Origin of the sequence: Pseudomonas sp. xss_4, from assembly GCF_043104125.1 — a bacterium.
Taxonomy (GTDB): domain Bacteria; phylum Pseudomonadota; class Gammaproteobacteria; order Pseudomonadales; family Pseudomonadaceae; genus Aquipseudomonas; species Aquipseudomonas parafulva_B.
On sequence record NZ_JBICKJ010000045.1, the window covers coordinates 14,881 to 27,384 of the forward strand.

Annotated in this window: 13 protein-coding genes and 1 riboswitch; of the genes, 7 read left to right on the plus strand and 6 right to left on the minus strand. The window is 62.7% G+C overall.

Annotation, left to right across the window (positions count from 1 at the left end; all coding sequences use genetic code 11):
• The first annotated feature begins 47 nt into the window (after positions 1 to 47).
• The gene (locus ACF8GB_RS08840; RefSeq protein ID WP_058604041.1) at positions 48 to 440 is read left to right on the plus strand and encodes a DUF1090 domain-containing protein; all 393 of its coding nucleotides are present in this window, start codon (positions 48 to 50) and stop codon (positions 438 to 440) included.
• 49 nt (positions 441 to 489) lie between these two features.
• Here ACF8GB_RS08840 and ACF8GB_RS08845 read toward each other — a convergent pair whose 3' ends face one another.
• Entirely contained in the window at positions 490 to 948 is a 459-nt protein-coding gene (locus ACF8GB_RS08845) for a cytochrome c (protein WP_196126747.1), read from the minus strand.
• Positions 949 to 1,067: 119 nt separating this feature from the next.
• On the opposite strand from ACF8GB_RS08845, the gene ACF8GB_RS08850 reads away from it, so the two are divergent.
• A complete protein-coding gene (locus ACF8GB_RS08850; protein WP_392526890.1) occupies positions 1,068 to 2,219 on the plus strand; it encodes a murein transglycosylase A in 1,152 nt (383 codons plus the stop codon).
• Between the two features lie 27 nt (positions 2,220 to 2,246).
• Here ACF8GB_RS08850 and ACF8GB_RS08855 read toward each other — a convergent pair whose 3' ends face one another.
• A complete protein-coding gene (locus tag ACF8GB_RS08855; protein WP_100850657.1) occupies positions 2,247 to 2,633 on the minus strand; it encodes an MAPEG family protein in 387 nt (128 codons plus the stop codon).
• A 27-nt stretch (positions 2,634 to 2,660) separates the two neighbouring features.
• Positions 2,661 to 3,494, minus strand: a complete 834-nt coding sequence (locus tag ACF8GB_RS08860; RefSeq protein WP_196126749.1) for an EamA family transporter — start codon at positions 3,492 to 3,494, stop codon at positions 2,661 to 2,663.
• Between the two features lie 242 nt (positions 3,495 to 3,736).
• On the opposite strand from ACF8GB_RS08860, the gene ACF8GB_RS08865 reads away from it, so the two are divergent.
• Positions 3,737 to 4,972 carry a sodium:proton antiporter gene (locus tag ACF8GB_RS08865; RefSeq protein ID WP_058604046.1) on the plus strand — a complete coding sequence of 412 codons (1,236 nt, stop codon included), beginning with the start codon at positions 3,737 to 3,739 and terminating at the stop codon, positions 4,970 to 4,972.
• A gap of 34 nt (positions 4,973 to 5,006) precedes the next feature.
• Here the strand turns inward: ACF8GB_RS08865 and ACF8GB_RS08870 are convergent, their stop codons facing one another.
• Positions 5,007 to 5,408: an acyl-CoA thioesterase gene (locus ACF8GB_RS08870; RefSeq protein WP_023533000.1), complete on the minus strand. Its 402-nt coding sequence runs from the start codon at positions 5,406 to 5,408 to the stop codon at positions 5,007 to 5,009.
• Positions 5,409 to 5,586: 178 nt separating this feature from the next.
• A riboswitch (S-adenosyl-L-homocysteine riboswitch) is annotated at positions 5,587 to 5,683 on the plus strand.
• A 20-nt stretch (positions 5,684 to 5,703) separates the two neighbouring features.
• Here ACF8GB_RS08870 and ahcY point away from each other — a divergent pair.
• The 4 genes from ahcY (at position 5,704) to ACF8GB_RS08890 (ending at position 11,145) form a co-directional block, all read left to right on the plus strand.
• On the plus strand, positions 5,704 to 7,113 hold the full coding sequence (gene ahcY, locus ACF8GB_RS08875; RefSeq protein ID WP_027914022.1) for an adenosylhomocysteinase: 1,410 nt from the start codon (positions 5,704 to 5,706) through the stop codon (positions 7,111 to 7,113).
• Positions 7,114 to 7,272: 159 nt separating this feature from the next.
• Positions 7,273 to 8,118 carry a methylenetetrahydrofolate reductase [NAD(P)H] gene (gene metF, locus ACF8GB_RS08880; protein WP_058638928.1) on the plus strand — a complete coding sequence of 282 codons (846 nt, stop codon included), beginning with the start codon at positions 7,273 to 7,275 and terminating at the stop codon, positions 8,116 to 8,118.
• A gap of 133 nt (positions 8,119 to 8,251) precedes the next feature.
• Positions 8,252 to 9,040, plus strand: coding sequence for a substrate-binding periplasmic protein (locus tag ACF8GB_RS08885; RefSeq protein WP_392526891.1), 789 nt, complete (start codon positions 8,252 to 8,254; stop codon positions 9,038 to 9,040).
• 218 nt (positions 9,041 to 9,258) lie between these two features.
• Positions 9,259 to 11,145, plus strand: a complete 1,887-nt coding sequence (locus ACF8GB_RS08890; protein ID WP_392526892.1) for a DEAD/DEAH box helicase — start codon at positions 9,259 to 9,261, stop codon at positions 11,143 to 11,145.
• A gap of 49 nt (positions 11,146 to 11,194) precedes the next feature.
• On the opposite strand, the gene ACF8GB_RS08895 is transcribed toward ACF8GB_RS08890, so the two are convergent.
• Both ACF8GB_RS08895 and ACF8GB_RS08900 read right to left on the minus strand, forming a co-directional pair.
• Entirely contained in the window at positions 11,195 to 11,773 is a 579-nt protein-coding gene (locus ACF8GB_RS08895) for a YceI family protein (protein WP_058604050.1), read from the minus strand.
• 34 nt (positions 11,774 to 11,807) lie between these two features.
• Positions 11,808 to 12,359 (minus strand): cytochrome b, encoded by a 552-nt coding sequence (locus ACF8GB_RS08900; RefSeq protein WP_058638878.1) that lies wholly within the window; start codon positions 12,357 to 12,359, stop codon positions 11,808 to 11,810.
• Positions 12,360 to 12,504 lie beyond the last annotated feature (145 nt).

The window sequence follows — 12,504 nt, forward strand, 5'->3', positions numbered from 1 at the left end:
CCATCCAGAATTTTTCTCGTTGCCCTGCCCCGTCCAGGAGGCTTTTCATGAAACGCTTTTCCCCCCTTTTTCTGCTCGCGGCCTTGGGCCTGGGCGCAGGCACTGTACAAGCAGCCGCGCCCGATGCCGGCCTGACAGGTTGCGACGCCAAGCGCAGCGCGATCGAGAACCAGCTCAAAATCGCCCGTGAGCATGGCAATGCCGCTCAGGCGGCCGGGCTGGAAGAAGCCTTGCGTGGCGTGGCCAACTGCACTGACGCCAGCCTGCGCAAGGAGCGTGAGCAGAAGGTGCTCGATGCGCGCCATGAGGTGGCCCAGCGAGAGAAGGACCTGAAAAAGGCCGAGAAGAAAGGCGATGCCGAAAAGATCAACAAGCGCAAGGACAAGCTCGCCGAGTCCCGCAAGGAACTGCAGGACGCGGTAGACGACCTTGACCGCTGAGGCCAGCGCCTGAGGCGGCGCACGGGCCAGCCGCCGCCCGCCTCGCCATTCAATGGTTACGAAATTCGCTATGGCACGCTCGGCATGCGCCTTCGACTTTGTCCATGGGCGCCTTCAATTGCGCAGCGTCCAGCGATGGCTGGCGCGTCGCTTGTACGAGCTCGCCAGTGGCTGCCTCCAATTGCCGGGCCAGGTCCTGAAAGCGCGCCTGCCGTTGCCACACCTCAGGGCGGGCTGCGCTGCTGTCGCCTTCACGCACCTGCGTAAAGTGCTGCCAGGGTTGGTGAGACAGCGTATCCAGTGTCTGCGCCCCTTGGGCGAAGCGGCCGGCGTCGAACGGCAGTCGACCACGCAACATGCCGCCCAGGTCCTCGCTTGTCGTGAGCATGTCCTTGAAGATGGCCTTGCGCTTACCCAGCGGCGAGTCAGGGTCAACCCCCCCGCACCCCGTCAGGCCACTGCCCAAGGTCAATGCTGCAAGCACCACAACGCCCAACCGCTTAAACATCTCGCCTACCCATGCCTGGAAGAAAGGGCCGGCCAGTATCGCTGGCAAAAGGCGAAAGACCAATAGCCACATAAAAAACAGGGGTGAACCGCGTGTTCGTCCATGACAGGAATACAACGATGAAACATGCCTTGCGCCACTTGGCCTGGACATTCCCGCTGATGGCGTTGCTGGCCGGCTGCGACAACGACCAGACGGCAAAGCCCGAGCCCCACGCCATCGCGACGTACGCGCCTGTTGCCTGGAAAGACCTGCCCACGGTCAGCGACGAAGACATGCTCGCCGGTTTCTATGCCTGGCGCAGCGGCTGCGAAAAGCTCAAGCGCGACCCGGTCTGGGCCGCCACCTGTGAAGCCGCCGGGAGCCAGCCGGCAAGCGCTGCACAGGTGCGCACCTTTCTCGAGCAGAACCTCGAGGTCTACGGCCTGCGTTCGGCCGACAACAGTGCCAACGGCTTGATCACCGGCTATTACGAGCCTGTCTACCCCGGCAGCCTGACCCCATCTGCCACCTATCATGTGGCGGTATACGGCCCTCCCGAAGACATGATCACGGTGGACCTGGCCAGCGTGTACCCGGAACTCAAGGGCAAGCGCCTGCGCGGTCGCCTCGAAGGGCGCGTGCTCAAGCCCTACGACACCGCAGAGGTGATCAACCGCAACGGCGCCAAGGCACCGGTACTGGCCTGGCTGACCGACCCGATGGACTTGCAGTTCCTGCAAATCCAGGGCTCTGGCCGTGTTCAACTGGAGGGCGGGCGCCAGCTGCGCCTGGGTTACGCCGACCAGAACGGTCATCCGTATCGTCCCATTGGCCGCTGGTTGGTCGAGCAAGGGCAGCTGAAAAAAGAAGACGTGAGCATGGGCGCCATTCATGCGTGGGCCCAGGCCAACCCTTCACGGGTGCCTGAATTGCTGGCCAGCAACCCCAGCTACGTGTTCTTCAGCCCACGCCCCGACAGCAACGAGGGGCCACGTGGTTCGCTCAACGTTCCGCTGACGGCGGGCTACAGTGTGGCCATTGACCGCAAAGTCATCCCGCTTGGCAGTCTGCTGTGGCTATCGACCACACGCCCGGACGGCAGCCCCGTCGTGCGCCCGGTCGCGGCCCAGGACACCGGAGGCGCCATTGCAGGCGAGGTGCGCGCCGACCTGTTCTGGGGGACCGGCCAGGCAGCCGGAGACCTGGCCGGGAACATGAAGCAGCAGGGCCAGATCTGGATGCTGTGGCCCAAGGGCCAACCGCTGCCTGAGGTGCCCAAGGTCCCGTGACCGGGGCCTTGGCATCGGGCGATGGGGTCAGGCCGAGACCACGAAGAACGCCACGATGATCGCAAGGCCGGCGAACCAGACCAACGAGCGCAGTGCCGCCCAGTCGGCGAGGTAGCAGATGATGTAAAGCAGCCGGCTGGTGATGTACATCACCCCCAGCACATCCTGGGTCACCTGTTCGGCATTGCCGACGATGTCTGCCACCAGCACGGCGGCGGCGAACGCCGGAAAGGCTTCGTACCCGTTCTGCTGGGCTGAGTGCGCGCGGCGCGGCAGCCCGGACAGGGTATCGAGGAAGGCGCGCGGGTCATGGTTGTGCTTCAAGCCGAACCGGCCGCTCGCCAGCTTGGCGATCAGCGCACAAAGCGGCGGCAGGATCATCGCGATCAGGATGCACCACAGGGCAACGGTCATGGACAGGGTTCCTCGTTCGTCAGTCGGTCAGAGCTTCATTACCAGCATACCTGCCAGTACCAGCCCGCAAGCTAGGAGTCTTGGCCCGCCGAAAGGTTCTTTGAGGTAGCGCATCCCCAGCAACACCACAAGGATCACGCTCAGCTCGCGCAGCGCCGCTGCCTCGGCCACCGACCCCAGGTGCATCGCCCAGAGCACCAGGGCATAACTGAACAGCACGCACAGCCCAACGGCCAGGCCCAGCCGCCACTGGGTTTTCCAGAACAGCACGAACGGTGCCCGGCGCGCCACGACGGCCAACGCGGGGAATTGCCAGGCGCTGAGCAACGTCAGCCACACCAGGTAGTCCCAGGGCTTGCCCCATTCGCGCACGGCCTGACCGTCGAACCAGGTATAGCACCCGATGCACAGCCCGATCAGGGCCACTACCGGCAACATCGACCAAGGCAGCCGGTCCCCGCCACCGCCCTGCCACAACAGGCAGGCCATGCCACAGGGAATCAGCAGAATGCCGATGATTTGTTGCTGGCTCAGAGGTTCTCCGGCGAACACCAGGGTTAGCGCCAGCACGACCAGGGGCGACAGCCCACGCATCAGCGGATAGACCAGGCCCAAATCACCCACGCGGTAAGCCTTGATCAGCAGCCAGCGATACAGCTGCTCGGCAAACACCGAAGCCAGCAACCAGGGCCAGATACCGGCAGGTGGGATGTCCACGAAGGCCACCGCAGGCAACACCAGTGCCAGGGCCACCGTGTCCATGCTCGCAATGACCAGCAGGCGCTCGCCGCTGAATTTGATCAAGGTGTTCCAGGTGGCATGAAGCAAGGCAGCGATCAGCACCAGAGACGTGGCCAACACGCGGTGGGTCCTCAATGGGTTACCGGACGCAGACTATAAGCCCTGGCCAGGTGAACGCGTCAATCACAAGGCGGCCTTGCGTCCCTGTGTTGCAGCCCGCCCACCGCCTTTAGGAGGGCTCGAACGGGAACGTTTACGGCAAATTCGGTCAAACCCTGTGCCCCGAACCCCTCGTCAGGTCATCAAAGAGCTGCCCGAGTCATTCGGGTGACGACTTGGAAGCCACTGTTACAGGAATCGGGATGCTTGAATTAGTTGCCGCGTTTATCTGCCTCACCACCCTGCTCACGTATGTGAACTATCGATTCATCGGCCTGCCCCCTGCGATCGGCGTGATGGTCACGGCCTTGCTGTTTTCGCTCATGCTGCAGGCATTGAGCCTGATCGGCTTTCCGGGCCTGGAAGCCCGCGTCGAAGCCCTGATGAACCAGATCGACTTCAATGACCTGCTGATGCACTGGATGCTGGCGTTCCTGCTGTTCGCCGGTGCCTTGCACGTGAACTTGTCCGACCTGCGCAGCTACCGCTGGCCCATCGGCCTGCTGGCCACCGTGGGCGTGCTGATCGCCACCGTGGTCATCGGCTACCTGTCGCACTGGGTGTTCGCGATGTTCGGCTGGCAGGTGCCGCTGATCTACTGCCTGCTGTTCGGCGCGCTTATCTCGCCGACCGACCCGATTGCAGTATTGGGCGCCCTGCGTACGGCCAACGCTCCAAAACCCCTGAAGACCACCATCGTCGGCGAGTCTTTGTTCAACGACGGTACTGCCGTTGTGGTCTTCACCGTGCTGCTGGGCATCATCCAGCTCGGTGAAACCCCGAGCATCGCCGACACCGCGCTGCTGTTCGCTCGCGAAGCCATCGGCGGCGTGCTGTTCGGCGGTGTGATCGGCTACGCCACCTACCGCATGATCAAGAGCGTGGAGCAGTACCAGGTCGAGGTCATGCTGACCCTGGCACTGGTGATCGGTGGCTCGGCGATGTGCTACGAGCTGCACGTCTCGGCCCCCATCGCGATGGTGGTGGCGGGCCTGATCATCGGCAACCTGGGCCGCAACCTGGCGATGAACGACATGACCCGTCGCTACATGGACGGTTTCTGGGAGTTGATCGACGACATGCTCAACGCGCTGCTGTTCGCGTTGATCGGCCTCGAACTGCTGTTGCTGCCGTTCAACTGGCTGCACATGGCCGCCGGCAGTGTGCTGGCGCTGGCCGTGCTGCTGTCGCGCCTGCTGACCGTGGCGCCGGCCATCGTGTTGCTGCGGCGTTGGCGTGCGGTGCCCAAGGGCACGGTGCGGGTGCTGACCTGGGGTGGCCTGCGAGGTGGGGTATCGGTAGCCCTGGCGCTGTCGTTGCCATTGGGTGAAGAGCGTGACCTGCTGCTGTCGATCACCTACATCGTGGTGCTGTCCTCGATCCTGGTCCAGGGCCTGAGCATCGGCAAGGTGGTGCGCAGGGTCAGCGCACAACCCTGAAAGAAGCGGGGCTGCACCCTGCAGCCCCAGACCGTCACTCCACGGCAGAGTCGGGGAACTGGTCCTGCACGTACTTGATCTCGGTACGCCCGTGCGGTGCAGGCAGGCCGTCCTCGCCCAGGTTCACGAAGACCATGCGTTCGACGGTCAGGATGCTCTTGCGCGTGATCTTGTTGCGCACTTCGCAGCGCAGCGTGATCGAGGTGCGGCCGAACTCGGTGGCCGTGATGCCCAGCTCGATGATGTCGCCTTTGCGCGAGGCACTGACGAAGTTGATTTCCGACATGTACTTGGTCACCACGCGCTGGTTGCCCAGCTGCACGATGGCATAGATGGCCGCTTCCTCGTCGATCCAGCGCAGCAGGCTGCCACCGAACAGCGTGCCGTTGGGGTTGAGGTCTTCGGGTTTCACCCACTTGCGGGTATGGAAGTTCATCGGGACTCCTGAGCATCCTGGCTTGCGTAAAACGATGATGGCAGAGCGGCCAGCGTCACTCCACCCAACATCGACTATCGTCTCGATTAATCGACAGAAAACCTTGGGGATGGTGCCGCACCCGGCTATAATCGTGGCCGTTTTACATGGCCGTCCACAGCGGCGCCATGCCCGCCACCTGTCCGAGGGGCGCTGCAGCAGGCTCGACCTGTCAGGCTCGGATGGGGCGTTGTCCGCTCCCGCGGACGCTCAACGCACAACGGCGCCCATTCGCACACTACGAATGGAGGCTCTGATGAGCGCTGCAAACATGCCTGCTGGTTTTACCGATTTCAAAGTTGCCGACATCTCCCTGGCCGCCTGGGGCCGTCGCGAAACCATCATCGCCGAATCGGAAATGCCTGCGCTGATGGGCCTGCGCCGCAAGTACCAGGCCGAGCAACCGCTCAAGGGTGCCAAGATCCTGGGCTGCATCCACATGACCATCCAGACTGCCGTGCTGATCGAGACCCTGGTCGCCCTGGGGGCCGAAGTGCGCTGGTCGTCGTGCAACATCTTCTCCACCCAGGACCAGGCCGCCGCCTCCATCGCAGCCGCCGGTATCCCGGTCTTCGCCTGGAAGGGTGAAACCGAGCAGGAATACGAATGGTGCCTGGAACAGACCATCCTCAAGGACGGCCAGCCCTGGGATGCCAACATGGTCCTGGATGACGGTGGCGACCTGACCGAGCTGCTGCACAAGAAATACCCACAGGTGCTCGAGCGCGTCCACGGCGTGACCGAAGAAACCACCACCGGCGTGCACCGCCTGCTGGACATGCTGGCCAAGGGCGAGCTGAAGGTTCCGGCCATCAACGTCAACGACTCGGTCACCAAGAGCAAGAACGACAACAAGTACGGCTGCCGTCACAGCCTGAACGATGCCATCAAGCGCGGTACCGACCACCTGCTGTCGGGCAAGCAGGCTCTGGTCATCGGCTACGGTGACGTGGGCAAGGGCTCGGCTCAGTCGCTGCGTCAGGAAGGCATGATCGTCAAGGTCACCGAAGTCGACCCCATCTGCGCGATGCAGGCCTGCATGGACGGTTTCGAAGTGGTTTCGCCCTTCCTCGATGGCCTGAACGATGGCACCGAGGCCAGTGTCGACAAGGCGCTGCTGGGCAAGATCGACCTGATCGTCACCACCACCGGTAACGTCAACGTCTGCGACGCCAACATGCTCAAGGCCCTGAAAAAGCGTGCCGTTGTCTGCAACATCGGCCACTTCGACAACGAAATCGATACCGCTTTCATGCGCAAGAACTGGGCATGGGAAGAGGTCAAGCCGCAGGTGCACAAGATTCACCGCACTGGTGCTGGCAGCTTCGATCCTCAGAACGACGACTACCTGATCCTGCTGGCCGAAGGCCGCCTGGTCAACCTGGGCAATGCCACTGGCCACCCAAGCCGCATCATGGACGGCTCCTTCGCCAACCAGGTCCTGGCACAGATCTTCCTGTTCGAGCAGAAGTACGCCGACCTGTCGGCCGAGAAGAAAGCCGAGCGCCTGACGGTCGAAGTGCTGCCCAAGAAGCTCGACGAAGAAGTAGCCCTGGAAATGGTCCGCGGTTTTGGCGGCGTGGTTACCCAGTTGACCAAACAGCAGGCCGACTACATCGGCGTAACCGTTGAAGGCCCGTTCAAGCCTGACGCTTACCGTTACTGATTGGCACACTTCAAGCGCCAGGCAGTGCCAGACCGTGGCATTGCCGCTTGGAGTACACGCCTGAAAGAAACGTGAACGATGCCAGGCCAGGTCGGCCATCACCGACCTGGCTTCTACTTGCAGCTTGCAGCTTTGGGCTTGCTGTTAGAGGAACGAGTGATGTCACAGGAACGCCGCTACAGTTTCGAGTTCTTCCCGACCAAAACCGACGCAGGTCATGAAAAGCTGATGGGCGTGGCGCGCCAGTTGGCCGCCTGCAACCCTGATTTCTTCTCCTGCACCTATGGCGCTGGTGGTTCCACCCGCGACCGCACGCTCAACACCGTGTTGCAACTGGAGAGCCAGGTGCAGGTGCCGGCTGCGCCCCACCTCTCGTGCGTGGGCGATACCAAGGCCGAGTTGCGCGCGCTGCTGGCCGAGTACAAGCAAGTCGGCATCAAGCGCATCGTCGCACTGCGCGGTGACCTGCCTTCGGGCATGGGCATGGCCAGTGGCGAGATGCGTTATGCCAGCGACCTGGTCGAGTTCATCCGTCAGGAAACGGGTGACCACTTCCACCTCGAAGTCGCCGCCTACCCCGAGATGCACCCGCAGGCACGCAACTTCGAAGCCGACCTGGCCAATTTCGCGCACAAGGTCAAGGCCGGTGCCGACAGCGCCATCACCCAGTACTTCTTCAACGCCGACAGCTACTTCTACTTCGTCGAGCGGGCCCAGAAGCTGGGCGTGGACATTCCAGTGGTGCCCGGCATCATGCCGATCACCAACTACAGCAAGCTGGCGCGTTTTTCCGACGCCTGTGGCGCCGAAATTCCACGCTGGATTCGCAAACAGCTCGAAGCCTATGCGGACGATACGGCCAGCATCCAGGCCTTCGGGGAAGAAGTCATCACCCGCATGTGCGAGGAGCTGCTGCAAGGCGGCGCACCGAGCCTGCACTTCTACACCTTGAACCAGGCAGAACCGAGCATGGCGATCTGGAACAACCTCCAACCCTCTCGTTGAAGCCTGATGAACCACGTGCTGGTTTCTGACCGGCGCCTGGTTCATTCGCACGTGTCGCAGGCCCCACCTGCGGCGCGCTGCTCCACCCAATCCGGCACTGGTCTTGACCTGGCCGAGCGCGTAATCTCCGGGCATGCCAATCTCCGCCCGTCTGATCTGGATCCTGCTGCTCTTTTGCCTCAGCCCGTTCGCGCTGGGCGAGCGCTTGCGCCTGGTAAGCGATGACTGGGCACCCTATGTCTACGAGCAAAACGGTCAGCCGCGAGGCATCGACTACGAGGTCACGACAGAGGTGCTGCGTCGCCTGGGGTACGAGGTCCAATGGCAATTCATGCCCTTCAAACGTTGCCTGGCGATGATCGAGCAAGGGCAGGCCGACGGCATCATGGATGTCTTCCAGGTCGAGTCCCGCCATCCTTATCTGCTGTATGTCCCAGAACCCATGTCCACGGCCGAGTTGATCCTGTTCCAGACCAAGGCACGCCGGCATGAGGTATCGAACCTGGATGAGCTGGCCGGCCTGACCGTCGGCACCTCGCCAGGCTACAACTACAGTGCGGCTTTCAATGAGGCTGAGTTCTTCAAGCGCGAAGCGGCGCCGACCCATGAAGCGAACATCGGCAAGCTGGCGCTGGGGCGTATAGACCTAGCGATCACCGACCGCAGGGTCGGCCTGCATGTCATCCGGCTCTTGGGCCTGGAGCAACAGATCGAGGCCTTGCCGCTTGTCGTCAGCCGTCAGCCCCAATACCTGGGCCTGGCCCGCAAGCCCGGGCGCGAGGCACTGGCCCAGGCCTTTGCCGAGGAACTGCGGCGCTTCAAGCAGGAACCGGCCTATGCGGCCATCATGGACCATTACACACACGACCCTGAGACCGCTGCGAACGCCGTTGAGCAGCAGGAAAGCAGCACAGCGCGCTAGCTCTGTTATACTCGGGCCTTCCCGCCCGGCTCACGCCCGGACGCTCGGCCTCGCAACAGGCATCCCGATCGGCATCGACGCACTCAGGCGTCAGCCCTCCGTTTCCCGGATGTGCAGTGAACGCCCAGCTGGACCGGACGCGATCGCATCTTGCCGATGCCCGTCGCGCCAGGCAGAACATCCCTACGGGCCCAGCCCACACGAGAACAGGATTGCCCATGTCCTTTGCTTCCCTCGGTCTCTCCGAGGCTCTTGTCCGCGCCATTGAAGCCGCGGGCTATACCCAGCCGACCCCCGTGCAACAGCGGGCAATTCCCGCCGTGTTGCAAGGCCGCGACCTGATGGTCGCCGCACAAACCGGTACCGGTAAGACCGGCGGCTTCGCCCTGCCGATTCTCGAACGTCTGTTCCCGGCCGGTCACCCTGACAAATCCCAGCGCCATGGCCCACGCCAGCCACGCGTCCTGGTACTGACCCCGACCCGCGAACTCGCGGCCCAGGTGCACGACAGCTTCAAGCTGTACGCCCGCGACCTGCCGCTGGTCAGTGCGTGCGTCTTCGGCGGCGTCGGCATGAACCCGCAGGTGCAGGCCATTGCCAAGGGCGTCGACGTCCTGGTTGCCTGCCCTGGCCGCCTGCTCGATCTGGCCGGTCAAGGCAAGGTTGACCTGGCCCATGTAGAAATTCTGGTCCTGGATGAAGCTGACCGCATGCTCGACATGGGCTTCATCCACGACGTCAAGAAAGTGCTGGCCCGCCTGCCGGCCAAACGCCAGAACCTGCTGTTCTCGGCCACGTTCTCCAAAGACATCACCGACCTTGCCGACAAGCTCCTGCACAACCCGGAGCGCATCGAGGTCACCCCGCCCAACACCACCGTCGAGCGCATCGAGCAGCGTGTCTACCGCCTGCCGGCCAGCCACAAGCGTGCTCTGTTGGCGCACCTGATCACCCTGGGTGCGTGGGAGCAAGTGCTGGTCTTCACCCGCACCAAGCACGGCGCCAACCGCCTGGCCGAGTATCTGGAAAAGCACGGCCTGACTGCCGCCGCCATCCACGGCAACAAGAGCCAGAACGCGCGCACCAAGGCCCTGGCTGATTTCAAGGCCAACAACATTCGCGTTCTGGTCGCCACCGACATCGCCGCTCGCGGGCTGGACATCGACCAACTGCCCCACGTCGTCAACTTCGAGCTGCCCAACGTCGAAGAAGACTACGTGCACCGCATTGGCCGTACTGGTCGCGCCGGTCGCTCGGGCGAGGCCATCTCCCTGGTGGCACCTGACGAGGAAAAACTGCTCAAGAGCATCGAGCGTGTGACCCGTCAGAAAATCGCGGACGGCGACCTGATGGGCTTCGATGCCAGCCAGGTCGAGGCCGAGAAGCCCGAAGTACGCGAACGCCAGCAAACCAATGGCCGCGGCGGTCGTGGTCAGCAGGCCCGTGGCGAGGGTGGCAAAGACGCCAACGGTGGCCGCAAGGACAAGGGCAAGGGCAAGGACAAGGGCAAGACCCGCCAGCAGGCTGCGGACAAACCCGCTGACAAGGAAAAGGCCGGCGACAGGCAGCAACAGCCGCGCAAGCCACGTAACAAAAAGCCTCGTCAGCAGCAGGCCAGTAACGCTACCCCTCCGGTCATGCAGCCCAACCGCGACCCGGAAGAGTTTCTGGATGACGATGTGGACAACTTCGGTAACCGTGCCGACTACGTAAGCCCCTACCAGAATGGCAAGGGCCAGGGCCGCAACCGTCGCCCAGCCGGTAATGGCGGTCAACCGCAAGGGGGTACGCCGCGTACCAATGCCGGTGGTCAAGGCCGCAACAACGGTCAACCCCGTACTGGCGGTGGCGAAAAACGCCCGCCTCGCGGCAATAATGGCGGCGCTGCCCGCCGTGACGGCGCCGCACGTGGTGGTCGCCCACCGCGTGACGCCGCTGCCCGCCAGGAACCGGCCGTGGGTAACACGCGCCAGCCACAGCATCAGCCTGTGATCATCCGCAAGGAATCCAAGCTGGATCGTTATCCGACTCCCGAGCAACTGGACGATCTGCCAAGCCGTCCGCGGGGCGAACGCCCAGCACTGCTGACCCGCAAGGGGTCGTAAACGAAAACGGGGCCGCTAGCGGCCCCGTTTTTCATTCGGCTGGCGTTTATTACTTCTGCTTCACGCCCTCGACGCTGATGTCCAGATCCAGCGTTTGCGAGGTTGGGCCTGGGCCTTTGATGCCGAAGTCGTTCAGGTTCAAGGTGGTGGTGGCGTTGAAGCCAGCGCGCTCACCGCCCCACGGGTCCTTGCCCTCACCATTGAAGGTAGCCTTGAACGTCACCGGCTTGGTCACGCCGTGCAGGGTCAGGTCACCGGTCACGTCAGCGGTCTTGTCACCCGTGGACTTGACGCTGGTGGATACGAACTTGGCATCCGGGTACTTCTTCACGTCCAGGAAGTCGGCGCTGGCAATGTGCTTGTCACGCTCGGCGTGGTTCGACCACAGGCTGGCGGTTTTCAGGTCGACGCTGATCTTGCTGGCTTCAGGCTTGGCACTGTCCCAAGTGAAGTTACCGTCAAAGTCCTTGAACGTACCGTGAATGAAGCTGTAGCCCAGGTGGCTGATCTTCCAGTCCACGAAAGCGTGCTGGCCTTCCTTGTCGATCTTGTACTCGGCTGCCATGGCCTGGCCAGCGGAGAACAGAGCAGTACCGAGCGCCAGAGCGGCAAAAGTCTTTTTCAACATCGTTACTTCCTTCCTTTGCGATTGAGGTTGAGCGTCAAGCTTTGCGGCCCAGCATGCGCATGAGGGTCGCGTCACGGTCGATGAAATGGTGCTTGAGTGCGGCCAGGGCGTGCAACCCCGCAAAAACCACCACACCCCACGCCAGCCACAGGTGAATGACGCCGGCCAGGTCCGCCTGGTCTGGCAGATTGCTGACCAGGGCGGGCACCTCGAACAGGCCAAACACCGGGATACCTACGCCGTCGGCGGTGGATATCAGGTAACCGGCGATCATTACGGCGAACAATCCCAGGTACAGCGCCAGATGCCCCAGCTTGGCACCCAAGCGGGTGAGCGGGCCATAACTGGCCAGTGCCGGCGGTGGGGGGCTCACAAAGCGCCACAGCACGCGCAACAGCATCACCGCCAGCAGCACCAGACCGATGCTTTTATGCAGGTCCGGGCCGGCCTTGCGCCATGGGTCATAGTAGTCGAGCCCGACCATCCACAGCCCGAGGCCGAAAAGGCTGAAGACGGTCAGCGCCACGCCCCAGTGCATGAAGATGCTGACAGCGCCGTAGCGTGAAGATGAATTGCGCACTTGCATGTTGGCGTTCTTCCCCGTGAAAGCTATGCAAAGACTAGCGTCAAACGTATCGAATAAAAGCGGAAAAACTTGCTTTGGATTATCGACAAATCCGATAGCAAGTTTCGCTACGGGCTATTAAGGAAACGTTAACGCCGATAACGGG

Bases quoted from the DNA above. Each gene is read 5' to 3' on its own strand.
- ACF8GB_RS08850 (WP_392526890.1), top strand. From the start codon at position 1,068: ATGAAACATGCCTTGCGCCACTTGGCCTGGACATTCCCGCTGATGGCG.
- metF (WP_058638928.1), top strand. From the start codon at position 7,273: ATGTCACAGGAACGCCGCTACAGTTTCGAGTTCTTCCCGACCAAAACC.
- ACF8GB_RS08845 (WP_196126747.1), bottom strand. From the start codon at position 948: ATGTTTAAGCGGTTGGGCGTTGTGGTGCTTGCAGCATTGACCTTGGGC.
- ACF8GB_RS08870 (WP_023533000.1), bottom strand. From the start codon at position 5,408: ATGAACTTCCATACCCGCAAGTGGGTGAAACCCGAAGACCTCAACCCC.
- ACF8GB_RS08855 (WP_100850657.1), bottom strand. From the start codon at position 2,633: ATGACCGTTGCCCTGTGGTGCATCCTGATCGCGATGATCCTGCCGCCG.
- ahcY (WP_027914022.1), top strand. From the start codon at position 5,704: ATGAGCGCTGCAAACATGCCTGCTGGTTTTACCGATTTCAAAGTTGCC.
- ACF8GB_RS08890 (WP_392526892.1), top strand. From the start codon at position 9,259: ATGTCCTTTGCTTCCCTCGGTCTCTCCGAGGCTCTTGTCCGCGCCATT.
- ACF8GB_RS08840 (WP_058604041.1), top strand. From the start codon at position 48: ATGAAACGCTTTTCCCCCCTTTTTCTGCTCGCGGCCTTGGGCCTGGGC.
- ACF8GB_RS08885 (WP_392526891.1), top strand. From the start codon at position 8,252: ATGCCAATCTCCGCCCGTCTGATCTGGATCCTGCTGCTCTTTTGCCTC.
- ACF8GB_RS08895 (WP_058604050.1), bottom strand. From the start codon at position 11,773: ATGTTGAAAAAGACTTTTGCCGCTCTGGCGCTCGGTACTGCTCTGTTC.
- ACF8GB_RS08865 (WP_058604046.1), top strand. From the start codon at position 3,737: ATGCTTGAATTAGTTGCCGCGTTTATCTGCCTCACCACCCTGCTCACG.
- ACF8GB_RS08900 (WP_058638878.1), bottom strand. From the start codon at position 12,359: ATGCAAGTGCGCAATTCATCTTCACGCTACGGCGCTGTCAGCATCTTC.